Source organism: Mesorhizobium sp. M0983 (assembly GCF_040318975.1).
Classification (GTDB): Bacteria; Pseudomonadota; Alphaproteobacteria; order Rhizobiales; family Rhizobiaceae; genus Mesorhizobium.
Map to the genome: position 1 here is coordinate 1 of NZ_JAMYNH010000012.1, position 24,522 is coordinate 24,522.

23 protein-coding genes are annotated in these 24,522 nt (G+C 61.9%); 8 read left to right on the plus strand and 15 right to left on the minus strand.

All coding sequences use genetic code 11. From position 1 onward, the window contains the following. Positions 1-383: 383 nt before the first annotated feature. From NKH71_RS21165 to NKH71_RS21185, 5 genes are all read right to left on the minus strand, one after another. Complete coding sequence (locus tag NKH71_RS21165) at positions 384-911, minus strand: c-type cytochrome (protein WP_502895844.1); 528 nt, start codon at positions 909-911, stop codon at positions 384-386. Between the two features lie 334 nt (positions 912-1,245). Next, positions 1,246-1,812, minus strand: a complete 567-nt coding sequence (locus NKH71_RS21170; protein ID WP_502895843.1) for an ABC-type transport auxiliary lipoprotein family protein — start codon at positions 1,810-1,812, stop codon at positions 1,246-1,248. 127 nt (positions 1,813-1,939) lie between these two features. Then, positions 1,940-3,313, minus strand: a complete 1,374-nt coding sequence (locus NKH71_RS21175; protein WP_023720067.1) for an MlaD family protein — start codon at positions 3,311-3,313, stop codon at positions 1,940-1,942. 13 nt (positions 3,314-3,326) lie between these two features. Further along, a complete protein-coding gene (locus tag NKH71_RS21180) occupies positions 3,327-4,145 on the minus strand; it encodes an ABC transporter ATP-binding protein (RefSeq protein WP_023720068.1) in 819 nt (272 codons plus the stop codon). A gap of 1 nt (position 4,146) precedes the next feature. Beyond that, positions 4,147-5,331, minus strand: a complete 1,185-nt coding sequence (locus NKH71_RS21185; RefSeq protein ID WP_023720069.1) for an ABC transporter permease — start codon at positions 5,329-5,331, stop codon at positions 4,147-4,149. 78 nt (positions 5,332-5,409) lie between these two features. Between NKH71_RS21185 and dgcA the strand changes: the two genes are divergently transcribed. Then, positions 5,410-6,393, plus strand: coding sequence for an N-acetyl-D-Glu racemase DgcA (gene dgcA, locus NKH71_RS21190; RefSeq protein ID WP_352494569.1), 984 nt, complete (start codon positions 5,410-5,412; stop codon positions 6,391-6,393). On the opposite strand, the gene NKH71_RS21195 is transcribed toward dgcA, so the two are convergent. Both NKH71_RS21195 and NKH71_RS21200 read right to left on the minus strand, forming a co-directional pair. After that, a complete protein-coding gene (locus NKH71_RS21195) occupies positions 6,364-7,581 on the minus strand; it encodes an MFS transporter (protein WP_352789209.1) in 1,218 nt (405 codons plus the stop codon). The two genes, dgcA and NKH71_RS21195, sit on opposite strands and share 30 nt — an antisense overlap. Positions 7,582-7,708: 127 nt before the next feature. Beyond that, a complete protein-coding gene (locus NKH71_RS21200) occupies positions 7,709-8,497 on the minus strand; it encodes a UDP-2,3-diacylglucosamine diphosphatase (protein ID WP_502896861.1) in 789 nt (262 codons plus the stop codon). A gap of 153 nt (positions 8,498-8,650) precedes the next feature. On the opposite strand from NKH71_RS21200, the gene NKH71_RS21205 reads away from it, so the two are divergent. From NKH71_RS21205 to NKH71_RS21220, 4 genes are all read left to right on the plus strand, one after another. Next, the gene (locus NKH71_RS21205) at positions 8,651-9,430 is read left to right on the plus strand and encodes an SDR family oxidoreductase (protein ID WP_023720073.1); all 780 of its coding nucleotides are present in this window, start codon (positions 8,651-8,653) and stop codon (positions 9,428-9,430) included. A 450-nt stretch (positions 9,431-9,880) separates the two neighbouring features. Then, positions 9,881-10,258 (plus strand): hypothetical protein, encoded by a 378-nt coding sequence (locus NKH71_RS21210; protein WP_023720075.1) that lies wholly within the window; start codon positions 9,881-9,883, stop codon positions 10,256-10,258. Positions 10,259-10,369: 111 nt separating this feature from the next. After that, complete coding sequence (locus NKH71_RS21215; RefSeq protein ID WP_156948105.1) at positions 10,370-10,570, plus strand: hypothetical protein; 201 nt, start codon at positions 10,370-10,372, stop codon at positions 10,568-10,570. 802 nt (positions 10,571-11,372) lie between these two features. Beyond that, positions 11,373-13,697, plus strand: coding sequence for an NADP-dependent malic enzyme (locus NKH71_RS21220; protein ID WP_352895317.1), 2,325 nt, complete (start codon positions 11,373-11,375; stop codon positions 13,695-13,697). A gap of 12 nt (positions 13,698-13,709) precedes the next feature. On the opposite strand, the gene NKH71_RS21225 is transcribed toward NKH71_RS21220, so the two are convergent. Beyond that, on the minus strand, positions 13,710-14,330 hold the full coding sequence (locus NKH71_RS21225) for a DUF1287 domain-containing protein (RefSeq protein ID WP_051409694.1): 621 nt from the start codon (positions 14,328-14,330) through the stop codon (positions 13,710-13,712). A 240-nt stretch (positions 14,331-14,570) separates the two neighbouring features. On the opposite strand from NKH71_RS21225, the gene NKH71_RS21230 reads away from it, so the two are divergent. Beyond that, positions 14,571-15,773: a DUF2865 domain-containing protein gene (locus tag NKH71_RS21230; protein ID WP_352789200.1), complete on the plus strand. Its 1,203-nt coding sequence runs from the start codon at positions 14,571-14,573 to the stop codon at positions 15,771-15,773. On the opposite strand, the gene gltX is transcribed toward NKH71_RS21230, so the two are convergent. The 5 genes from gltX to NKH71_RS21255 form a co-directional block, all read right to left on the minus strand. Beyond that, positions 15,691-17,064, minus strand: a complete 1,374-nt coding sequence (gene gltX, locus NKH71_RS21235) for a glutamate--tRNA ligase (protein WP_352482218.1) — start codon at positions 17,062-17,064, stop codon at positions 15,691-15,693. The two genes, NKH71_RS21230 and gltX, sit on opposite strands and share 83 nt — an antisense overlap. Before the next feature lie 133 nt (positions 17,065-17,197). Next, a complete protein-coding gene (locus tag NKH71_RS21240) occupies positions 17,198-19,003 on the minus strand; it encodes an ABC transporter ATP-binding protein (protein WP_352494565.1) in 1,806 nt (601 codons plus the stop codon). A gap of 388 nt (positions 19,004-19,391) precedes the next feature. After that, entirely contained in the window at positions 19,392-19,805 is a 414-nt protein-coding gene (locus NKH71_RS21245) for a GNAT family N-acetyltransferase (RefSeq protein ID WP_352482216.1), read from the minus strand. Positions 19,806-19,831: 26 nt separating this feature from the next. Continuing rightward, complete coding sequence (locus tag NKH71_RS21250) at positions 19,832-21,514, minus strand: NAD+ synthase (protein WP_352494564.1); 1,683 nt, start codon at positions 21,512-21,514, stop codon at positions 19,832-19,834. A gap of 65 nt (positions 21,515-21,579) precedes the next feature. Beyond that, the gene (locus NKH71_RS21255) at positions 21,580-22,293 is read right to left on the minus strand and encodes a DNA-3-methyladenine glycosylase I (RefSeq protein WP_023720085.1); all 714 of its coding nucleotides are present in this window, start codon (positions 22,291-22,293) and stop codon (positions 21,580-21,582) included. An 84-nt stretch (positions 22,294-22,377) separates the two neighbouring features. On the opposite strand from NKH71_RS21255, the gene NKH71_RS21260 reads away from it, so the two are divergent. Together NKH71_RS21260 and NKH71_RS21265 are read left to right on the plus strand one after the other, a co-directional pair. Beyond that, positions 22,378-22,941, plus strand: a complete 564-nt coding sequence (locus NKH71_RS21260) for a DUF1003 domain-containing protein (protein WP_023720086.1) — start codon at positions 22,378-22,380, stop codon at positions 22,939-22,941. Then, positions 22,938-23,525 (plus strand): DedA family protein, encoded by a 588-nt coding sequence (locus tag NKH71_RS21265; RefSeq protein WP_352789198.1) that lies wholly within the window; start codon positions 22,938-22,940, stop codon positions 23,523-23,525. Before NKH71_RS21260 ends, NKH71_RS21265 begins: the two co-directional genes overlap by 4 nt. Before the next feature lie 3 nt (positions 23,526-23,528). Here the strand turns inward: NKH71_RS21265 and NKH71_RS21270 are convergent, their stop codons facing one another. Together NKH71_RS21270 and NKH71_RS21275 are read right to left on the minus strand one after the other, a co-directional pair. Then, positions 23,529-24,116, minus strand: coding sequence for a hemerythrin domain-containing protein (locus NKH71_RS21270; protein ID WP_023720088.1), 588 nt, complete (start codon positions 24,114-24,116; stop codon positions 23,529-23,531). Between the two features lie 40 nt (positions 24,117-24,156). After that, positions 24,157-24,516, minus strand: a complete 360-nt coding sequence (locus NKH71_RS21275; RefSeq protein ID WP_023720089.1) for a diacylglycerol kinase — start codon at positions 24,514-24,516, stop codon at positions 24,157-24,159. Between the last annotated feature and the right edge of the window lie 6 nt (positions 24,517-24,522).

Below are 24,522 nucleotides of genomic sequence, written 5' to 3' on the forward strand. Positions count from 1 at the left end.
GTCCGCCGCTCCGCTAAACACGGGGGCTGCGCGGCGGACACGCCGACGTCACAGCTACTGCCACGCCATTTTTGCAGAACTTGACGCACACAACTAAATTCCCGCCTTTTTCGCGCCGTGCTGATCTTGATCCTATCAACGCATGAAGCGACACCCCAGGATGCGTTCAAATGACGAGGCATCCTGCTCTATCTGTTGTTTAGCCGCATTTCTGCGGTGCCAACTAACACCATTGGGCAGAATGCTCTAGGGTCAAAAACCAAACACTCTGAACGACCGAATTCGACCCATTTTTGCCGTTCCGATATCGGGCCTCACCATCTCCAAGGCGGTACATTCACCCACTATTCGGCGAGAAAAATCTCGTTCCGATCAAAGCCGCCCTACTTCGTTGCAGCGGCTGCGGCTTCCCCCGGCGGCATAATCCGCATCATGAAAGCCGACACCGTTTCCCCGGGTTTGAACGGGCCGGGAACCTGATGGCTGACCGGCTTCACACTTTGGAGGAATGCCGCGATAGCCATGGCGTCATCCGCGGTGAGATGCGCAAAATCGCGCCAAGGCATGATCGGCGCCAGCATACGGCCGTCCGGCCGTTCGCCGGTCTGGATCGCGGTGACGATCTGCTCCGGGGTCCAGCTTCCGATACCGGTCTCCTTGTCAGGCGTGATATTGCGGGCGACAAAGACACCAAGACCAGGAATCTCGAAGCCCACATCTGAACCGCCAAGAAAGCGCGACATGTCGGGCTTCCCGAAGAAGTAACCGGGTGTGTGGCAGTCGCTGCAGCCGGCAATCGTAGCCAGATATTCGCCGCGCGCAATCTGTGTGTCGTCGGCCATGGCCGCGTAAGATGGCAGGGCAACAATTGACGCTGTCAAGAATGCAAGATGAATTAGTGTCCGAAACATTGCTTCCTCCCTGTGGTCTGTTCGTGGTTTGTCCGTCGACCTCCCGCGTCGTCAACTGGTCGCAATTCCCCGATTTGGCGACGTCGGGGACGTTAAATTTTAGCATGGCCAGGACGGATTACTATCAGCGATCAATTGGACCGTCGGCACTTGTCGTGTCCGGTTGAGCAACTGTTACGAAGCTCGCTAGCCGACGCACAACGCCTTCGCCTTCTTTGGCGCAACGTGCTCGTCCTGGCAGATGAGCCGAACGGCAACCTACCACCCATCTCGGCCATTGGGGCAGTCAGATGATTGAGTTTGATCCTAGCTGCGCCCGGCAGTTCCGGCCGCGTCAGATCACAGTGTCCGTCCAGCGGACGATTTGCCCGGCCGCATCACCGAACGCCGCGTCGAGCGCGCCGACATAGGCCTGGTTGCCGCTGCCCGAAACGGGCGCGATGGCGCTAAACGTCTTCGAAGCGCGCACTTCGCCGTTGCGGTCGTTCAACAGGCGCACGAACAGCTCGACCTCGGCATGTTGGCCGCCATCGACACGCACCTCGAACGAGCGGATCTCGACGATCACCTGATAGTCGATTGCCAGCCCCTCGCCCGGCTTACCGACGCCGGTGAAGCTGCCCGAGCGCTGGAACGTCTCTGCCAGCCGCGCTTGTACGATCATCGGCAGCCGGTCGGCCCATTGCGCGCCCTTGAGATACTGGATCGATCGCGGCGATGGCTTGATGACGATGTTCTGGCTGTCCAGCGCCTTGAGCGCCGACGGCTGGGCGATGAGGATCTGGCGACGGCTGTGGGCACGCGCTTCCAGCGACGGCGCCGAAAGCTCGAACGTGTCCAGCGGTGCCGGTCCGCCGCCAGGCAAGGCCGCGCAGCTTGCAAGCGCAAGCGCCAGCAACACCGCCCCGCTCTTCAACCCACTCGATCTGATGCTGTCTGAACTGATCGACTTCAAACGCGATCCCCCCCGGATCGTGGAAACAACGCGTATCTGCAAGCTATGTTCTTGCTGTGGGCGGAGGCCGAAGTCAACGGCGCACCCTGCCGTCGAACTGCCGGACCTCGCCCTCGCCGCCGGACAGGATCCGCTGCGGGTTGCGGCTCAGATCGGTTACCGCCTCCTCGATGCGGGTGATCGAACGACGGCTGTCCTGGACCAGCGCTTCGACGTTTTGCAGCCCCTGTCCCGAGAATCGCGCCAGATTGTCGGTGATGGTACCGAGACGGGCGTTCAGCGTGTCGGCGACCTGCTTGAACGATTTCAGCGTCGCTCTCGCGTCGGCCATGACGCCGTCGGCCTGGCCGGAGCCGAGCAGTTTGTCGACCTTGGCAAGAATACCGTCGACTCGCACCGAGGCATCGTTGAGGCGTCCTGCGAGCTGGTGCGCGTCTTTGATGGTTTCATCGATGTCGTCGGCTCGGTTGGCGAACTTGTTGGTCACCTTGGCGATGTCGGCGGCAGCCTCGTTGGCGTTTTCGCTGGCCTTCTGGATGTTGGCCAGCGCGGTGCGAACCTCAGCCGGATCGATGCCGTCGAGAACGCCGTCGACCTTGGCCAGCGTGCCTTGCGTCTTCTGGGCGAAGTCGTTGATCGAGCCGACCGCAGTGTCGACGTTCTTGATGACCGTGTCGAACTGCTTGCTGGTTTCCTTGAGGTTGGAAGTGACCGTGTCGACATTGGCGACGATGCTCTTGATCTGGTCCTTGTCGACGGCGTTGAGTAGCCCTTCCGCCGCCTTCAGAGTGCCGTCGAGCTTGCCCGAAACACCCTTCAATTCGTCCGCCAGCGAGCTGACGCTGGCCAGGAACTTGTCGACCCCGTCCGAATTCCTGGCCAGTGCATCGGAGAAGGTCTGGACATTGTTGACCGTCTGCGTCAGCGGCCCGCGAACGTCCTTGGTGAAGCCTTCGAGCTCCGAAAGGACCTTGTCGGCGCGGGTGAAGATGTTCTGCGCCGTCTGCAGCAGATTGGTGACCGCCGACGGGTTGGCAACGATCTCAGCGACACGGCCTTCCTTTTCCGCCTCGTCGAGGAGTTTTGGCTCCTTGGGGTCGGCGCCCTTGAGCTCGATATTGGCCTGCCCGGTGAGGCCGGCAAGCCCGATATCGGCCTGCGTCGACTTGGTGATCGGCGTATTGCGGTCTATTTCGGTGTCGGCGATGGCAGCGGTCGGATTGTCGACGTCGATATAGACACGGCGCACGTCGCCGACCTTGACGCCGTTGAACAGTACGAAGCTGCCACGGCCGAGTCCCGAAGCCGACCCTGGAATGCGCACGCGCAATATGGTCGTCTCACCCTTGTCGCCGATCGCCGCCGTCCAATAGACGAAAGCGAAAGCCGCGAGGATGGCGGCCAGCGTGAAAATGCCGACAATGACGTAGTTGGCCCTGGTTTCCATTGCTCACTTATGGCTATGCGCGCGCCGCAAGATCAAGTTGCCGGGCGCGTTTTCCGCGGAAATAGGATTTTACCCAGGGTTCCTCGCTCCTGAGCATGTCGTCGATCGTGCCCTCGACCAGCACTTTCTTTTTGCCAAGCACCGCCACGCGGTCGCACGCGGTAAACAGCGTGTCGAGATCGTGCGTGACCATATACACGGTCAAATCCATCGTATCGCGCAGCTTGACGACCAATTCGTCGAACTCAGCCGCGCTGATCGGGTCAAGGCCGGAAGTCGGTTCGTCGAGGAAGACGATATCCGGGTCGAGCGCCAGAGCGCGCGCCAGCGCAGCACGCTTGATCATGCCGCCGGAAAGCTCGGAAGGGAATTTCTGCGCCGCGTCCGGCGGCAGTCCGACCAGCTCGACCTTGAGCATGGCCAGTTCGTCCATCAGCTTCTTCGGCAAATCGAGATATTCGCGCATCGGCACCTGGACGTTTTCGAGGACGGTCAGCGCCGAAAAAAGCGCGCCGTGCTGGAACAGCACGCCAAGCCGCATGTCGATGCGAAGGCGCTCCCTTTCGCTTGCCTTCTCGACGTCGACGCCGAACAGTTTGATTGTTCCCGATTGCTTGCGCGTCAGGCCAAGGATGGTGCGCAAGAGAACAGATTTGCCGGCACCGGAGGCACCGACGAAGCCGAGAATCTCCCCGCGCCAGATGTCGAGCGACAATTTGTCGAGAACGACTTGGTCGGCGAACGACACCGTGACGTCGTGCGCCGACAGCACGATCTCGTCCTCTTTGGCTTTCTCCGCCACCTTGGTCGTGTTTGTGCCCGGCAGCGCCATGTCAGAACTCGATCGCTGCATAGAACATGGCGAAAAGCCCATCGAGGATAATGACCACGAAGATCGACTTCACCACTGAGGCGGTCACATGCTGGCCAAGCGATTCGGCGCTGCCGCCAACCTTCATGCCCTCGACCGAGGCAATTATGCCGATGATCATGGCCATGAAAGGCGCCTTGATCAGGCCGGCAAAGATGGTGCTGAGGTCGATTGCGACACGCAGCCGGTCAATGAACGCTGCCGGTGCAATATCGGAGTAGAGCCATGCAGCCAAAATGCCGCCGCCCAGCGCGGCAAAGTTGGCGATGATCGTCAGGCAAGGTAGCGCGACGACCAGCGCGACCAGCCGCGGAAACACCAGCACGCCGATTGGATTGAGGCCGATCACTTTCAGCGCATCGACCTCCTCGCGCATCTTCATCGAGCCGATCTCGGCGGTGATCGCGCTACCGGAGCGGCCGGCGATCATGATCGCCGTCATCAGCACGCCGAGCTCGCGCAGGATCAGCACGCCGACCAGGTCGACGACGAAGATATCGGCGCCGAAATAGCTGAGCTGATAGGCGCCTTGCTGGGCGACGATCGCACCGACAATGGCCGACATCAGCACAACCACCGGTATGGCGCCAACGCCCATGCGATCGATCTGGTTGAAGATCGCCGCCATGTTGACGGCATGGCCGCGGCCAAGCTTCATCTGCGAGCCGCGTATCGTGGCGCCGAGGATGTTCATTGCGGCCAGGAAATCGTCGCGCATCTCATAAACGCGCCGGCCAACCGCCTCGAGCCCGCGAATGATGAAGTTGGGCGGCTTTGCCGGACCTGATTCGGGCTCGCGTCGAACGGCGTCCCCGACGGCGCCAAGCAGGATCGAGGCGATCTCGCTCTGCCCCTGCATCGTGATCTCGACGCCCTTCTTTTCGAAGCTGCTGACCAGGCGGTCGATCAGCCATGCTCCGGCAGTGTCCATCTTCTCGATTTGTGAGAGGTCGAGCGCCAGCGTCTTGAAGCCGCTGCGCTGCTCGATCTTGCGCATCTCGGCATCGACCAGCGCCACGGTGCGTGTCGTCCAGCTTCCCGAGAAAGCGCAGCCGAGAACGCCGCCCTCCTCGCCGATCGCGATGCGCGGCTGGTGGTCGGGCTCCTTGGCAGGGCCGCTTGCGTCGCGTTTGCGGATGGTCAACATGGCGTCCTGTTTAGCCTGACGGGGCCGACCTGTCGATTTGCCGATATCCTCCTTGTTGCACAGCCGGAGCAGAAAAATATGGCGCGTGTCATTTCGGTCGAGGCCGAGCGCTTTCCTATTGCCGGGACCTTCACCATTTCGCGCGGCTCGAAGACCGAGGCTGAGGTGATTTCCTGCGCCATCAGCGAAGACGGCCATACCGGGCGCGGCGAATGTGTCCCTTACAAGCGCTATGGCGAGACCGTGGAGGGTGTGCGCGACGCGATCGAGGCGATGCGCGGTGAGATCGCGGGCGGCATCAGCCGCACCGCCCTGCTCGGTGCCATGCCTGCGGGTGCGGCACGCAATGCCATCGATTGCGCGCTCTGGGACCTGGAATCGAAGATCAGCGGAACACCGGTGGCGCATATGATACGAACCGTTCCGTTACGGGCGCTTGAGACGGCGTACACACTGTCGCTCGCCGAGCCCGAGGCGATGGCGGCGCAAGCCCGCGCCAACGCCCAGCGCCCGCTGCTCAAGGTCAAGATCGGCGGCGACAACGACATCGCCCGCATCCGTGCAGTGACGGCGGCGGCACCCGACAGCCGAATCATTCTCGACGCCAATGAGGGCTGGAATGACGACAATATCGTCGCAAACCTCGCCTTTGCCGCCGAGCACGGTATCGCCTTGATCGAACAGCCGCTGCGGGCGGGACATGACGGTATTCTTCGCCACATCGCGCATCCGGTGCCGATCTGCGCCGACGAAAGCGTGCACGAGGCGAAGGACCTCGACGCGCTTGTCGGCCTCTACGACGCCATCAACATCAAGCTCGACAAATCGGGTGGCCTGACCGCAGCACTCGTGCTTCGCGACCGCGCCCGCGAACTGGGTCTTGGCGTCATGGTCGGCTGCATGGTCGGCACATCGCTTGCGATGGCGCCGGCCGTGCTGTTGGCGCAGGATGCCGATTTCGTCGATCTCGACGGTCCGTTGCTGCTAGCCTGCGACCGCGTTCCAGGTCTCGTCTACCAAGGTTCGCTGGTGTCACCGCCCGAGCCAGCGCTGTGGGGCTGAACGCGCGGCAAGCCCGATCAGCGCCAGGCCCGTCAGGGCGATGGGGATCATCGCAAAGAAGCCATTCGCGCCGAAGCGATCGTAAAGAGGACCTGAAATCAGCGTTGCCACCGCCATGAAGAAGCCGTTGGAGAAATAGGCGATGCCTTGCGCCGCCCCGGTGCGTTCTTCCGCGATTGTCTCACCGATCATCTTTTGCAGGCCGATCAGCACCAGCGCCACCGAGACGGCGTGCAGTGTCTGGATCGCGAAGAACCCGCCAACGCCAAGCCCGAGCGGCCAGATCAGGGGGAAGGCAATCCAGCGCACGATCGCGCCTATCCCGGCAATCAGCATGATCGAGACGACCGAGAAGGAGGCGAAAGCCCGGGTGAAGACGACGAACATGCATATCTCGGCGACGACGCCCCACCCCCACAGCAGCCCGACAACCGAATCGCTGATGCCGATCGACTTCCAGTATATCGACACGAAGCCGTAGAGAAACGCGTGGCTGGCGGTGATGATGCCGACGCCGGTCGAAAAGTAGAGGAAGTACCGGTTGAGGAGTTTCGGTGCCGATTGCTGGATATCGGCGGCTGAAAGCGGCGAGGCGCGGCGCGGACGGCCGAGGCGCGGCGCGATCAGTCCGACGGCTAGCGCGGCGCATAACGACACGAAGATGATCACCGGGACAGCCTGGGCACCGCTCGCCGACAGGATGAAGCCGCCGGCGAGATTGGCGCAGAGATAGGAGATCGAGCCCCATTTGCGCATGCCGGCGTAGTTCGAGCCGAAGCGGCGAACACCTGAAAGGGCGAGCGAATCGGCAATCGGCGAATGCGGCGTCCAGACGACCGTCAGCGCCAATGACACGGCAAGTACCATTGCGTAGGTCGGCGGCAGGAAGTAACCGGCCGACAGGATCAGCGATGCGGCGACCAGCGCGACATAGACATTGGCGCGGTCGCTCGCTTTGTCTGCCAGAGCGGTAAGAAAAGGCGTCGTCGCCACGCGCAGGAACATCGGCGCAGCGAGGATCACGGCTATCTGCTCGGCATGGAACCCCTTCGCCTGCAGCCACAGCGGGAAATAGGGCACATGCGTTCCGAGCGGAACGAAGAGCGTGAAGAAGATCAAGCTCATGCGCAGTTCGAAATGGCGTGGCTTGACGAGCTGTTCGGGCGAAAGCGGCGGCAGCGAGGACATTAACAGGCGATCCGTCGGCACGGCATTCAGCCGGGTCGGCCCACCACACCAGCCGCTGCATAACACGGCGAAAAAGTGGATGAAACCGCTGGACTAACCGATTAAAGCGAGGTGAGGCCGGGTTTGGTCAAGCCGCCTGGACTGCCCTGCCCTTGATGTCGATCGGCACGAGCACCTCGCTGCCGACCGGAGTCTCCGGCAGGACATGCGCCCAATGCAGTATCTCCATCCGGCCGTCAAAATGCTCGACCACCGCCGTGCAGCTCTCCACCCAATCGCCGGTGTTGATGTACTGCACGTCCTCGTAGCTTTCGATCGCCGCATGGTGGATGTGCCCGCAGATCACGCCGTCGACATGCGAGCGGCGCGCCTCCTCGCTCAGCACGGTCTGGAACGAGCCGATGAAATTCACCGCCTTCTTGACCTTGACCTTGGCCCAGGACGAGAACGACCAGTAAGGCAGGCCGAGCACTTGGCGCAGGCGCGTGATGACGCGATTGACCAGCATCGCCGCGTCATAGGCATAGTCGCCTAGATAGGCCAGCCAGCGCGCATTGTGGACGACGGTGTCGAACTGGTCGCCATGGATGACAAGAAGGCGTTTGCCATCGGCGGTCTCGTGGACGGCGCGATCGGCGACGACAATGCCGCCGAAATGCACACCTTGAAACTGCCGCGCGAACTCGTCATGGTTGCCGGCGATGTAGGTGATGCTGGCGCCCTTGCGCGCCTTGCGCAGCAATTTCTGGACCACGTCATTGTGGCTCTGCGGCCAGTGCCAGCTCCGTCTCAAGCGCCAGCCGTCGACGATATCGCCGACGAGATAGATGATATCGGCATCGTGATGGCGCAGGAAATCGATCAGGAACTCGGCCTTCGCCGCCTTCGATCCGAGATGGACGTCGGAGATGAACATGCTGCGGAAAGTGCGGGGCTCTGCGCCAGACATCATTTGTCACCGTTGCTTTCGCGTGAGGCTATGCCCCGATTCATGCAACAACCGTATGACGGTTGCGATTGGTCCAGCCATACGGGTAGGTTGCCGCGGCAATCAGAGGAGAAAATCACCATGGATCTCGGCATTCGCGGCAAGAAGGCCATCGTCTGCGCCTCGAGCAAGGGGCTGGGACGCGGTTGCGCCATGGCGCTGGCAGAGGCAGGCTGCGATCTGGTCGTCAACGGCCGCAACGCCGACGTGCTGGCCAAAACCGCCGCCGAACTGCGCGAGAAATTCGGCGTCAGCGTGACCGAGATCGTCGGCGACGTATCCAAACCCGACGTCCAGAAGGCGCTGCTTGCCGCCTGCCCCGATCCCGACATCCTCGTCAACAACAATGGCGGTCCGCCGCTTCGCGATTTCCGTGCGCTCGATCGGGAAAAGATCCTCGAAGGCGTCACCCAGAACATGGTGACCCCTGTCGAGCTGGTTCAGGCCGTGATCGACGGCATGGCGGCGCGCGGCTTCGGCCGCATCGTCAACATCACCTCGCTGTCGGTCTATGTTCCTATCCCCGGCCTCGACCTGTCGTCCGGAGCCCGCGCTGGCCTCACGTCGTTCCTGGCAGGCGTCGCGCGGACGGTGATCGACCGCAATGTGACGATCAACAACATGCTGCCGGGAAAACTCGATACCGACCGGCTGCGCGGCCCGCATGAGGCCGGCACACCCGAAGACCCGGCCGCCGCCGCCGCGCGCAAAGCCAAGGCCGCGGCCAACGTTCCGGCCAAGCGACTCGGCACGCCGGAGGAATTCGGCCAGATCTGCGCCTTCCTGTGCTCGGTTCATGCCGGCTACCTGACCGGGCAGAACATACCGGTGGACGGAGGTCTCTACGTCAGCGCGTTCTAATGGCGGAATCCAAGGCTTGGCACCCGCTGGTAACGGCGGGAAGCGACCCATTGGGTAGTGGGTCGGTTTGAAATCTAAGCTTTGAATATCTCAGCTAGGAGTTCGATAACCCGCTCCGGAGGCAACTCCGGAGCCCAAGGATCAGATTCAGAGATTGCCTCATACTGGCGTCCGTCAATCTTGGATCCCAAAACCTGATAATATGCATCATGAACAATTGGGAAGAATTTGGCCCGGAATTGATCGAGTTCGGCCTTGCTCCGCTCTTGATGGAGAAAACTAACGGCGTGAGCCAATAGGAACTCTAATTTGGCGAAACTCGATAGGATCAAAATCATAGGTCTTCATACCGGAGACATAGCACATGGCAATTCAGGCTGTCCCTTTTGACTTCAAACTGACCCACTACCACCCATTGCGGACGTTGGAGCCGTAAGCATAAGGTCCGCAATGCAACACTCGTCCCTCATATCCTTCCTCAACGGCGAGAAACCACCCGACGAGCTTTGGCGGGAGATTGAAGCCGAAGTGAACGAATGCGTAGCCGCCGCATCCAAGCCCGGCTGCGTGGGGCATGTCATCATCACTGACGGGCCAAATACGATCATTAATCGTCGACATGTAGACGTGCTGGTTGGTCAGCTGGCAGACGGCATCCTACCGATCCAAGCAGCCGCCTACATTGCCGATGCGCTGATCATGAGCGACGACTTCAACTTTGCGGACGATGGCATCTCGGAGGTTCTGTTCTTCCTGTCAGACGAGAGCGCGCCCCTTTCGCGGGAAGAGGTGCAGTCGCTGCGGAGCCGTCTTTGGACGGGAGCGTAGCGTCGGTCTTACACCCTTTGCGTAACCCTATGCGACTATTCTAAAGCTGTGAGATTGGCGACGCGGCAAGTACGGGCATCGCATCCTGTCGGAAGAGCATGGATCATAGCTGTGGACACGGAATACGCCTCTGAAGAGATTTGGCGCACATCGCTTGCGGCAGCGCGTAGCTACTTTCGCCACCTGCAAACTCCTGAAAACCTGCCATATGCGGCCAAATCAATTAGTCATGCCATCCGCCGTATCGAGCGGATAAGAGCGGCCGGACTTCCTGAATGGCAGGAGCGAGACAGAAATACGGGTTTCCCCTGACCGCTTTCGACCCGTTACGGGCGCCCTCAGGCCAGCCCGAGACACGGCGACACTATGCTCAAAACGGCACTCAGTTCACAAGGACTAGGGTTAGTCCGCATGCTATGTCCTGCCTCGCAATCGAAAATGAGACCGGCGGATGGCGTCTTCTATCTATCGCTTTGTTAAGCAAAAACTGCTGTCACACGGGGTTCGAACCACGGCCGACGGCAGCCTTGCAATTGCCGACAGGAGATTGTTCCTTGACTTCGTTCGTCTAGAACGAGCGGTTAGGCTAGAGGATTTCGCGACAGTCCAGTCTGCCGTGGTGGCGATTGAAAATCGTTGCTTGTCAATGGGAAAACGTCACATCGCCGTGTTTGCATATATGTATCTCAGGTTTTCGGATGCGACCCCAAAGCTTACCCACCTGGACATTGATCTTGAGGAAGGAGGTGTCCGCCGAACAGTCGACTACCGGCGTAGGGTGTCGTCGACAGAGCGACTTGTCGGTGAGTGGGCTGCCGCGTGGTACGACCGCTATTCTAAGAGTTTCTTTCGTGTACTTTATGAGAGCAACAGCGCCACAGCGGACTAGCGAAAGAATACCTAATCATCCGCAAACCACCCGAGCAGACATTCGGCGGCGCAGCTCGCCGCAGCACCCGCCTGTCGTCCCGACATCTCAATGGCAGACCAGACGGCCCGACGGCGGCGTGAAGCCATAAGCGTCGCACTTGCGACATATCACCTCTCGAAAAGCCGCGGCTGCATGCTAAGAGACTCGAAACACCAAACGGACTGAACCGAGGAGGCGGCCGTCATGACAGGCGAAAGCAAGAAGGCGGCGCGATCCGACCTCGACGAAGCAGCGCTCTACTTCCACAAGCACCCCCGGCCCGGAAAGCTTGAAATCCAGGCGACGAAGCCGCTCGGCAACCAGCGCGACCTGGCGCTTGCCTATTCGCCGGGCGTCGCGGCGCCCTGTCTTGAAATCCGCGACGATCCGGCAACCGCCGCCGACTATACCGCCCGCGCTAATCTTGTTGGCGTCGTCACCAACGGTTCGGCGGTGCTGGGCCTCGGCAATATCGGACCGCTCGCCTCCAAGCCCGTGATGGAAGGCAAGGCCGTACTGTTCAAGAAGTTCGCCGGCATCGATGTCTTCGACATCGAGATCGACGCACCGGGCATCGAGCGCATGGTCGAGACGATCTCCGCGCTGGAACCAACCTTCGGCGGCATCAACCTTGAGGACATCAAGGCGCCGGAATGCTTCGAAGTCGAGGAGCAGTTGAAAGCCCGCATGGGCATACCGGTCTTCCACGACGACCAGCACGGCACCGCCATCATCGTCGCCGCCGCTGTGCTCAATGGGCTGGAATTCGCCGGCAAGTCCATTTCCGACATCAAGATCGTCACGTCGGGCGCCGGCGCTGCCGCTCTTGCCTGCCTCAACCTTCTGGTCTCGCTCGGCGCGCGGGTCGAAAACATCTGGGTCACCGACCGGTTCGGGGTCGCCCATAAGGGCCGCGTCGAGGAGATGGACCGCTGGAAAGACCCCTATGTGAAGGATACCGAGGCGCGTACGCTGGCCGACGTTCTGCCCGGCGCCGACGTGTTTCTCGGCCTGTCAGCCGCCGGCGTACTGAAACCGGAACTGCTCCATCACATGGCGCCCAAGCCGCTGATCCTGGCGCTGGCCAACCCCAATCCCGAGATCATGCCGGAAGCGGCACGGGCAGCACGGCCCGACGCGATGATCTGCACGGGCCGCTCCGATTTCCCTAATCAAGTCAATAACGTACTCTGTTTTCCTTACATCTTCCGTGGCGCGCTGGATTGCGGCGCAAGCGCCATCAACGAAGAGATGAAGATGGCCGCCGTGCGAGCGATTGCAGCGCTCGCCCGCGAAGAGCCATCCGACGTTGCCGCGCGTGCCTATTCCGGCGAGACGCCGATCTTCGGTCCGGAGTTCCTGATCCCCTCGCCTTTCGACCCGCGACTGATCCTGCGCATCGCCCCTGCCGTCGCCAAGGCAGCCTGCGAGAGCGGCGTCGCGACCCGTCCGATCACCGATTTCGCCGCCTATATCGACAAGCTGAACCGCTTCGTCTTCCGCTCCGGCCTGGTCATGAAGCCGGTATTCTCGATGGCCAAGACGTCGAGCGCCAAGCGCGTCATTTATGCCGACGGCGAGGACGAGCGCGTGCTTCGCGCCGCGCAGGTCGTGCTCGAGGAAGGCATTGCCGAACCGATCCTGATCGGCCGCCCGCATGTCATCGAGGTGCGGCTGAAGCGCTACGGGCTGCGCATCAAGCCGGGCGTCGATTTCGGCTTGATCAACCCGGAAGACGATCCGCGTTACCGCCATTATGTCGATCTCTTGATCGAGCTTGCCGGCCGGCGTGGGGTGACGACGGAAGCGGCGCGCACCATGGTGCGCACCGACAATACGGTGATCGCCGCCCTTGCCCTGAAGCGCGGCGACGCCGACGCCATGGTCTGCGGCCTTGAGGGCCGTTTCGAGCGTCATTTGCGCAACGTGACGCTGATCATCGGGCCGCGCGCCGGCATCAAGGATCGCGACCTGTCGACGCTTTCCATGCTGATTTCGCAGCGCGGCATCATTTTCCTCACCGACACCCATGTCTCCGTCGATCCGACCGCCGAGGAGATTGCTGAGATGACCGTTTTGGCGGCCGAGGAGATTCAGCGTTTCGGCATCGAGCCCAAGGCAGCGCTGCTGTCGCATTCGGATTTTGGCTCCCGCGATTCGCCAAGCGCCATGAAGATGCGGCAGGCGGCGGCGATCTTGGCGCGCATCGCGCCCGACCTGCAATGCGACGGCGAGATGCATGCCGACTCGGCGCTATCGGAGCAGCTGCGCCAGCGCGTCTATCCGCATTCGCGGCTGAAGGGCGAAGCCAATCTGCTGGTGTTCCCCAATCTCGATTCGGCGAACATCACGCTGACCGCGCTGCGCACGATGATGGACGCGCTGCATGTCGGCCCGATCCTGCTCGGCACCGACAGCCCGGCGCACATATTGACGCCGTCGGTCACCTCGCGCGGCGTCGTCAATATGACGGCACTGGCCGTGGTCGAAGCCGCGCATAAGGCGCAAGCCATCGTCGATCTGGGCTAGCCGTGGGCTTTCTCAGATTGGCCCGAACCGGAAATGCCCTGTCTGCCTGAAGGCAAACAAAGTGTCCTCTTCCCTGGCGCCGCCACCGATATTGTGAATGACCAGCCCTCTTGTCGGCACCACAGTGGAGCGATTGGACGACACGATGGCAATATGCGACAGATTGCCGGGCAGCATCTGGGCGACGAGATCCCCAGGCCGATAGTCGGCGGGGTCTTGGCTGACGGGCAAGGCAGCACCGCGCCGCTCAAAATAGACCGCAAGATTGGGCACACGGCGGTGGTCGATGTTGCGGTCGGGCGCTTTCAGGCCCCAAGCCTTCGGATAGGCGGCAAAATTGGCCCGCATATCCTCATGCACCAATTCTTGCAGATCGAGATCGAAGGCGCGGCGATAGGCACGGATCACGACATCCGTGCACACACCCCGCTCGGGCTCAACGTCCCCGCCCGGATAGGCCAGGCGTGTATAGGTCGGATCGTAGAGCGTGGTGACGCCGATCTGCTCACGGGCGGCTTCGACCAATTTGGTGCCCCAATCCGGCGTGATGGGCTTTTCCTGCGCCATGGCAACCGGCATCGCCAGGCACAAAAGACCAAATTGCACTGCGGCTCGACGGGTAATCGCGGTCATGCCAAGCCTCCGGGCATTGCTGGATCCAGGCATTCTTCTGCCAGGGTGTCGCGGTCCTGACAATGTCCGAGTATGCCGTGCGGCGTGGTCGATATGACGCGCTGGTTGTGGTCGAAGCCGCGCACAAGGCGCAAGCCATCGCCGATTTGGGCTGAAGCCGGAATCAGCGATATGCTAAACAAACGCTTAACCGCAAGCGCGGTAGCTTTCAGAACGGCAGACAGGCGGAGTTCCGGAGCGATGACGGGCGCACGTTGGAAGCTGACGCGGGCCGCCGCGCTGCTCGGTGCCCTGCTACTGTGCGACATCGCCGTCACTCAGGCGCAGGCCGCCTCCCGCCTCTGCCGCCAGCTTGAAACCGATCTTGCTGCCGCTTCTCGTGGTGGCGGCGGCAAACCGGCCTTGCTCAGGAAATATGACGACGCGATCGCCCGGCAGCGCCAGCAGATTTCAAAGGCCGTCAGCCAATCCAGCAGCGCCGGCTGCGGCTTTTCGCTGTCTCGCCGCAACGCCAACGTATGCGCGGCACTCGACGCCACCATCGATCGCATGGCTGCCAATCTCGACGACTTGCAGGCCAAGCGCGCTGAGCTTGACAGCGGTGGTTCGCGACGCGATCGCGCGCGCATATTGACCTCGCTTGACGCCAATGGCTGCCGCGACGAAGCGGCGCTATCAAAGCCCGCACCGGTTCGCGAAGCCAGCGATGAAAACGGCAACGGAAACCTGCTCGAGCAGCTTTTGGGCAGTGAATCCGATGCGCCCGACCAGCGTGAAGAGCCCAGCCAGGCTGAAGAGCTAAGTCAGCCGGGCAACATCCGCACCCTGCTCAACAACGCCGACATGGGCCAGCCGCGAGGAGAATTCCGCACCATGTGTGTGCGGACCTGCGACGGTTATTTCTTCCCGATGTCGAATGCTGCCTCGCTCGGCGATTTCGAGCGCGACCAGAAGAATTGCGAATCGAGCTGCCCCGGCACCGAGATGCAGGTTTTCTACACGCGCGGCATGAACAGCGATTCGGCGTCCATGACGTCTTCGGTGACCGGCAGGCCTTATATCGAACTGCCGACGGCCTACCTCTACAAGCAGTCCGACATGCCACGGCCGCCGGCATGCGGCTGCAATGCCGCGCAGAATTTCGAAATCATCGCCGGCAACCCGCCCAGCCCGGAACGATCCGAAGCGAACGTGGAGACCACTCCGTTCATTCCGGTGCCGGTTGCCAGGCCTGATCCGGGCGCCGACCCGGAGACCTTGGCCAACGCGGAAGGCGGCCTCGACCGTGAGGCGATCAGACGCCTTGCCGTCAAACCCGTGCCTTCGCTGACGTCCCTGCCGCCGCCCGAACAGCGCAAGGTCAGGGTCGTCGGGCCAACGTTCCTTCCCGACCCAGCAGCGGCAACAGATCTGCAAGCTCCGGACCCGAAGGCTGTCCCGTAAGCGCCAGCCTCAGCGGCATGAACAGCGCCTTGCCCTTACGGCCGCTCGCCGCTCGGATTTTGCCGGTCCAGTCTTTCCAGACGGTGCCGTTCCAAGGCTCCTCCGGCAGCAGTTCGAACGCCTGGCGAAGAAAGTCGCGGTCATCGTCGGAAAACTCCGCCGGCTCCTCTGGACCGTCGCGAAGTGTGCGCCACCAGATCGCCGCATCGGCCAGCCTGTCGAGATTGCCGCGCACCGCCAGCCAGAAAGGCTCGGCCTGTTCGCCAGAGATGCCGAGCACGATCAGCCGGTCGCGCGCCTCGGAAAAGGGCATGTGGTGCAGCAGCGTGCGGTTGAGCACGAAGAGCTCGTCCGGATCGAATTTGGCGGCGGATTTCGATGTTGCCGCCGGATCGAAGCGCTCGGCAAGTTCAGCCATCGTCGGCACCGCCACGACGTTTTCCGAGGTACCGACGAGTACCGCCAGCGAAGCGACCGCCATTGGCTCTATGCCGCTCTCACGCAGGCTCTGTATGGACAGCGCGCCGGTGCGCTTGGAAAGCCCCTCGCCTGATGCTGTTGTCAGAAGATTGTGGTGGCCGAACACCGGCGGCTCGGCGCTGAGCGCCCGGAACAGGGCTATCTGGACGCCGGTATTGGTGACGTGGTCGTCGCCACGAATGACATGGCTGACGCCCATGTCGATGTCGTCGATCACCGAAGGCAGTGTGTAGAGATAGGTGCCGTCCTCGCGCCGCAGAACGGGATCTGAAAGCGAGGCGAGGTCGACGGTCTCCTCGCCGCGCACCAGGTCGTTCCAGTGGATTTCGGTGCGCTCCGGCTGCAGCGGATCGCTGCTGAAGTTGGGCAGCAGAAAGCGCCAGTGCGGCCGCCGGCCATCGGCCTCATATTCCGCGACCTGCTCGGGTGCCAGCGTCAGCGCCTCGCGGCCATAGACTGGCGGCAGGCCACGCGTGCGGCGCACCTTGCGCCTCAGGTCGAGCTCTTCAGGCGTCTCATAGCAGGCATAGACGAGGCGGGCCTCCTTCAGCCTTTCCAGTGCGGCATCATAGATTTCGACCCGCCGCGACTGATACTCCGTGGCATCGGGGAAGATGCCCAGCCAATGCAGGTCATAAAGGATGGCGTCGGAAAATTCCTGCGTCGAACGGGCAACGTCGGTATCGTCGAAGCGCTGGATGAAGCGGCCCTTGTTCTTGATGGCGAACAGCCAGTTGAACAAAGCGGTGCGCGCATTGCCGATATGGATGCGGCCGGTCGGTGACGGGGCGAAACGGACGGTAACTGTCATGAGCGGGGCGTACCGGATGGTTTTGCTGTTGACAAGACGCGCCCCCGCGCTCTGCGGCAGACATAGAACATGACGAAGACGAAGAAAAGACGGCAGCGCCGCGCGTCCATTAAGACGCGCCGCGCCGTAACCGTCAGATCACCAGGCCCTTGGTCAGTTCGAGCGCCTGGCGTTCGAACAGCCGGCGGTAGATGCCGCCTTGCAGCCGGATCAGTTGGTCATGCGATCCCTCCTCGACAATGCGGCCGCGATCGAACACCAGAAGCCTGTCCAGCGCGCGCACGGTCGACAGCCGGTGGGCGATGACCAGCGTCGTGCGGCCGACCATCAAGCGCTCCATCGCCTGCTGGATCAGCACCTCCGATTCCGAATCGAGGCTCGACGTTGCCTCGTCCAGGATGAGGATGCGCGCATCGGCGAGGAAGGCGCGTGCGATTGCAACACGCTGACGCTCGCCGCCCGACAGCTTTACGCCACGCTCGCCGACCAGCGTGCCATAGCCTTTCGGCAAATCGGCGATGAAGTCATGCGCGCTGGCCAAGCGCGCCGCGTGTTCGATCTCGGCCTGCGTGGCGCTCGGCCGGGCATAGGCGATGTTTTCAGCCAGCGACCGGTGGAACAGGATCGGCTCCTGCTGGACGATCGCGATCTGTGCGCGCAGCGACGCCTGCGCGACATTGGCAATATCCTGGCCGTCGATCAGGATATTGCCCGCAGTCACGTCATAGAGGCGCTGGATCAGCTTGACGAATGTCGTCTTGCCGGAGCCCGAATGGCCAACCAGCCCGACCCGCTCGCCCGGCGCGATATCCACCGAAAAGTCGCGATAGAGCGGCAAGCGATGGTTGCCGTAGTGGAACGTGACATTGTCGAAGGTGATACGGCCATCGGTGATCCGGATCGGTTTGGCGCGGGGCCGATCCTCGATGCCGAGTGGTTCGGACTGGAAGTCGACCAGTTCCTCCATATCGTTGATCGAGCGCTGCAGATTGCGGATATGCGTGCCGATGTCGCGCAGATAGCCTTGCAGCACGAAGAATGAGGTCAGCACGAAGGCGACGTCGCCGGCGCTCGCCTGCCCCCACGACCACAAAAGCAGTGAGAACCCAATGACCGCTGCCCTCAAAAGCAGCAGCATCGTGCCTTGCGTGGTGCCGTTGACGGTGCCGCGCACCCAGGTGCGCCGCGTGCGTGCGCGCCATTTGGCGACGACGTCGGCAAGCCGTGTCTCCTCGCGCTCCTCGGCGCCAAAACCCTTGACCACGGCATTACAGCTCACCGCATCGGCCAGCGAGCCGCCAAGCCGCGTATCCCACGCATTGGCAAGCCTTGCCGCGGGGGCGACATAGCCGAGCGACAGCATCGTCGTCACGGCGATGAACAGCACCGAGCCCGTCGCGACGACCGCGCCCATCAGCGGCCAGAACCAGCCGAGCAACAGCGTCGAGCCGACAAGCATGACGACCGACGGCAGCAGCGCGATCAGGATCGTGTCGTTGAGCAGGTCGAGCGCCCACATGCCGCGCGTTATCTTGCGCACCGTCGATCCGGCGAAGCTGTTTGCGTGCCAGTCGGTGGAGAAGCGCTGGACGCGGTGGAAGGCATCGGCGGCGATGTCGGCCATCATCTTCAGGGTCAGTTCGACGATGGCCATGAAGGCGAGATTGCGCAGCACGACACCGGTGAGCGCCAGGGCCACCAGCATCGAAAAGGCAGCCGTCGCGGCATTCCATGCGACATCGTCGGCAGTGGCACTGCTGGCAACGGCGTCGACCAGCCGGCCGGAATAGAGCGGCGTCAGCACGTCGGCCAGGGTCGACAGCAGGAATGTGGCCATGATCAGCGAAAGCCGCCACGGCTGGCGCCGCCAATGACTGAGCGTAAAACCAAGAACGCTGCGAAAGGCGCCCGCGCGCAAATCTATTCGAAAACGAGCCATGATGTCATTCGGGCGCAACGAGCCCGATCCCGGAAAGGTCGAAATTGAAAAAACCGCGTCGGGCGAATTAGCACCCAAGGAATGCGGAGGTTCGGCACATTTGGCGGCTCGCCCGAATACGGGCGGCGACCGGCATCGACGAACGCCTGTTCTCAGCTCGGCTTCGCCGCAAAGGTAAGAACCTTCGGGCTCACCGATTGGGACCTAGGCTTCGCGGCCTCGCATAACGATGTCAAATCCTGGCATTTCGGTCCTCCCCAAGGGGATCGCGGAAAGGCGTTTATAGAGACGCCTCAACGCCGCGCCAAGTCAGTAGATGGTCGAAAGCGCATCTGGTCCAACCAGTGAGACGATTTTGCAACAACGGTCGGTTGTGCGCTGCCTCTGTTCAGGCTGCCGGGACGCGGTCGAGGCGCATATAGCGGCCGTCGGTGGAAGGCCTGAAGCCGAGCTTCTCGTAGACCGCGTGGGCATCGTTGGTAGACAGGCTCCAGTGGGTGACAGTCTTGCAATCCGGGTGGTCGATAAGCGCCTGGACAAGCCGGGTCCCGATGCCTTGCCCGCGATACCCGGGCCAGACAATGATGTCGGCGAGATAGGCAAATACCGTACGGTCGGTGATCGCCCGGCCAAAGCCGACTTGATTGCCGCCGACATAGGCGCCGACGCACAGTGAGTTGGCAAAGGCGCGGCGGTGCAGTTCATCGCTGCGGCCGCTGCCCCAATAGCTCTCCTTCAAAATGTCGGACGTCGCCCGGAAGTCGATCTGCGACAGGTCGAAGCTGATTTCAAAGTTGGCCATGGCTAAACCGTTATGCAGCCAATCGCCTACCCGCCATCCCTGAACCGGTTGGTAATAGGATAGCGGCGGTCGCGGCCAAAATTCTTCCTGGTGATCTTCACGCCGGGCGCTGCCTGCCGGCGCTTGTATTCGGCGACGTAAAGCAGGTGCTCGACGCGCGTCACCGTCGCCCGGTCATGGCCGCGCGCAACGATCTCGTCGACACCCATCTCGTTCTCGACCAGACACTCCAATATGTCGTCGAGCACTGGATAGGGCGGCAGCGAATCCTGGTCGGTCTGGTTCTCGCGCAGTTCCGCCGAGGGCGCCTTGTCGATGATATTGTTCGGGATCACCTCGCCGGACGGGCCTAGCGCGCCCGGCGGCACATGCGCGTTGCGCCAGCGCGACAACGCATAGACCTGCATCTTGTAGAGGTCCTTTATCGGGTTGAAGCCGCCATTCATGTCGCCATAGAGCGTGGCGTAGCCTACCGACATCTCGCTCTTGTTGCCGGTAGTGACCACCATCGAGCCGAACTTGTTGGAAATCGCCATCAGGATGGTGCCACGGGCCCGGCTCTGCAGGTTTTCCTCGGTGATGCCTTCCTTGGTGCCCTCGAAAAGCTGCGTCAGTGTGTGCAGGAAGCCCTCGACCGGCTCGAAGATCGGCACGATATCGTAGCGGCAGCCGAGCGCGCGGGCGCAGTCCTCGGCGTCCTTGAGCGAGTCCGTCGAAGTGTAGCGGTAAGGCATCATCACGGCGCGCAGCCGTTCCTCGCCGAGCGCATCGACGGCAAGTGCCGCGCAGATCGCCGAATCGATGCCGCCGGAAAGGCCGAGCACGACATTCTTGAAGCCGTTCTTGTTGACGTAGTCGCGCAGGCCCAACATGCAGGCGCGATAGTCGGCCTCCTCCTTCTCCGGGATTTTCGACATCGGTCCGTCAGAGCAGACCCAGACGTCATTCTTTCGCTTCCAGGTGGTGACGTTGACCGTCTCCTCGAACTGGCTCATCTGGAAGGCCAGCGTCTTGTCAGAGCCTATGGCAAACGACGCGCCGTCGAAGATCAGCTCGTCCTGGCCGCCAAGCTGGTTGGCATAGATAATCGGCAGTCCGCATTCGATGACCTGGCGGATGACGATCTGGTGGCGGACGTCGACCTTGCCGCGGTAATAGGGCGAGCCGTTCGGGACCAGCAGGATTTCCGCGCCGCTTTCGGCCAGCGTCTCGCAGACGGCAATCTCGCCCCAGATATCTTCACAGATCGGCACTCCCACCCGCACGCCGCGGAAATTGACCGGCCCTTGGATCTCGGGTCCGGCCTGGAAGACGCGCTTCTCGTCGAACTCACCGTAATTCGGCAGATCGAGCTTGTAGCGTTCGGCAAGGATCTTGCCGCCATCGGCAAAGATGATCGAATTGTGCGTGCCGGTCTTGCGCTTCAGCGGCGTGCCGATGATGACGCCCGGGCCGCCATCGGCGGTATCGCCGGCGAAGTCCTCGGCAGCCCGCTCGCAGGCCTTCAGGAAGGCGGGCTTCAGCACCAGATCCTCAGGCGGATAGCCGGCCAGGAAAAGCTCGGTGAACAGCACGAGATCGGCGCCCTGGCGGGCGGCATCCGCCCTCGCCTCGCGCGCCTTGGCAAGATTGCCGGCGACGTCGCCGACCGTCGGATTGAGCTGGGCGACGGCGATGCGCAATATGTCTGGAGCGGTCTTGTCGATCATGCCTGTGGGTTTAGCGCGGCAAAATTCGTCGGGCAATGGCGTTCGTTTGGACCAAACAATCGGTCCTATTCGCCCATATATTCGCGTAGCGCCTCCGGCGGATGGTTCTCGCCGATCGACATTGCCAGAATGCGCGAAATGTGTCGGCGCGGCAGCTCGGTCTCCGCCGCCCAGGCGTTGATCTGCACCTGGATCTTGTCTAGGTCCTTCTTCGATGTCGGGCTCTGCGCGATGTCGAGCCCGGCGTCGCGCAGCGCTGCCGCCATGTCGGCCGAGACGATGAAGGCGTCCCACTCCAGCCAGCGCAGAAAATACTGGCCGGTATTGCCGCCGAGCCGGCTCCCGTGCTTGCCGAGATAAGCCATCAGCCCGACCTGATCGCCGGCCGGCCAGTCGGCGAGGAACTTGCCGAAGCTGCCATGCTCCTTCGACACGCGCTCGACGAAGGCTGCGTTGTCGCGTACCGACTTGATCTTCTGCGGATTGCGCACGATGCGCTTGTCGGCGGTGAGATCGTGCCAGAAATCGTCAGGCTGGAACAGCAGCCGCTTCGGCTCGAAGCCAAGAAATGCTTCCTCGAAACCTGGCCATTTCTGCTCGATGACGCGCCAGACGAAGCCGGCGGCAAAGACCCGTTCGGCCATGGTCGACAGGATCCGGTCATCCGCAATCTTTGCCAGCGCGGCATTGTCGGGCGTAGGGCCCAGCAGCGACGTCAGCGCTGCCTCACCGCCTTTGCGTTTCGCCGCACGGGCGCGAATCTTCTGAAAATCCACCATTGTTTCCTGACCCCATCGCGTCAATCTACCACTTCCCGTATGAACCGGCAGCTTCTACCTCTATCGCTGACGACGGAGGCGACGATGAACAAAACGATCGAGGACCTGGCAAACCGCTGGCTGAAGCGAAAGCCGGACGGCCTCAGCGCGCTCGAAAGCCGGGTGCTGCAATCAACGCTCGAGCGCACCACGATCTCCAAGGACACCAACAAGGCCGTCGCCTTTCACCAGACGTTTGGCGACCGCCTGGCTGACACCATCGCCCGGATCGGCGGTTCGTGGTCCTTCATCCTGACATTCATTGGCTTCCTGATCCTGTGGACGGCAGGCAATGTCTGGCTCTTGTCGCGCGCCGCCTTCGATCCCTATCCTTTCATCTTCCTCAATCTCGTGCTTTCCATGGTTGCTGCCCTGCAGGCGCCAGTGATCATGATGGCGCAGAACCGCCAGACCGAGCGCGATCGTATCGACGCCGCCCACGACTATGAGGTTAATCTCAAGGCCGAGATCGAGATCATGGCGTTGCATGAAAAGCTCGACGAACTGCGCCACAGCCAGATCATCGGCATGCGAGACGAGATCGCCCGGCTGGCCGAGCAGGTGAAGCGCATCGACGAGATTCTGTCGAAGCAGCGGACGTCTTCATGACGGAAGCCATTCATCGTCTCATTGAGCAATATGGGCTGGTCGCGGTTTTTCTGGGCTGCGTCGCCGAGGGCGAAAGCGCCGCCATCCTTGGCGGTTTCTTTGCGCATCAGCATGTCTTCGTCCCGTGGCAGGCCTTCCTCGCGGCGGCGCTCGGCGCCTTCGGTGGCGACACGTTCTTTTTCATCCTGGGACGGAGCTTCGCCGACCATAAATTCGTGATCGGACTCCGAGCCCGGCCGGGTTTCAGCCACGCCTACCGCCTTGTCACCTCTCATCCCAACATTTTCGTGCTGTCGAACCGCTACATCTATGGCCTGCGCCTGGTCGGTGGTATCGCAGCCGGGCTGTCGGGCATCGCCGCAGCGCGCTTCGTCATCCTCAACGCCATCTCGTCGGTAGTCTGGGCGGCACTGTTCTGCACTGTCGGTTATGTCTTCGGGCTGGGCGCGGAGCGCATCGTCGGCCAGGCGCTGGCCCGCCACGAGCGGTTGCTGATCGCCCTGGTCATCGGTCTCGTTGTGGCCATCCTCGGCTGGCTGGCGTCGCACGTCCTCGCCAAGAAGGAGCTTCGCAACGGAAGCTGATCGTCAATCAATGCCGAGCGCGCGGTCGCCCTTCTCGAGGATCAGCGGAATGATCAGGTCTTCCTCGTCGGCAAGATGCCGGGTCAACATGGCGATCAGCCGGCTGTTCTCGTCGGCATAGGCATCGGCGGCGAAGCGCTGTTTGTCCTCGCTCTCCTGAAGCGTGCCGATGAAGGCATTTGCCGCCTCGGCATTGCGCTCCAGTCCCTCATGGATTGTGTGGTGATCGGCATCCAGGATTTCGAAGCCGCGCTTCAGACGAGTCTCGGCCCTGGCGAAGACCGGGAAATAGTGATGGTCCTCGACATTGTGGTGGCCATCGAGATTGCCGAGGAAATGATTGAGGCGCGGCGCGAACCAGCGTGCGAATTCCGGCGCGTTCAGCCTGCCCTCACGATAATCGCCAATGCCGTTAGTGAGCATGCCGCCAAGGTCGCGGAACATGTCGTGCCGCTGCAGCCACATATTGGCCATGCCGTGGATGTTGGCATGCGCCTGCCAGTCCTCGCGCGGATATTTTTCCACCAGCCAGCGCAGATCGTCCGGCAGGCCCTCACGTTCAAGCAGCAGAAATCCGGCGGTATCGGCCATATCGGTCTCCTCGATTAACCGGCATGTGGTGCCTGAAACCTCAGATCGGTACCCCAACGATGCGCTCGATGACTGCGACGCCCCAGACGCCAGCGACGATCACCACCGAAATCAGCACTGCCAGCGAACCGCAATCCTTGGCCAGCTGGATGTCGATGTTGAATTCCCGGCTGAACGCGTCGCATGCCGCCTCAATGCCGGTGTTCAGCACTTCGATCATGATCATGAGCAGCACCGCGCCGATCAGCAGGGCATAGCCGCGCCACGATTCTGAAAGGAACCAGCCGAGCGGCAGCGCAAGCACAAGCAGGACCAGTTCCAGCTGGAAGGCCTCCTCGCCGGCGGCCAGTTTGCGAAACGCCCGCACCGAATTGTAAAAAGCGTCGATCAGCCGCTGCATGCCAAA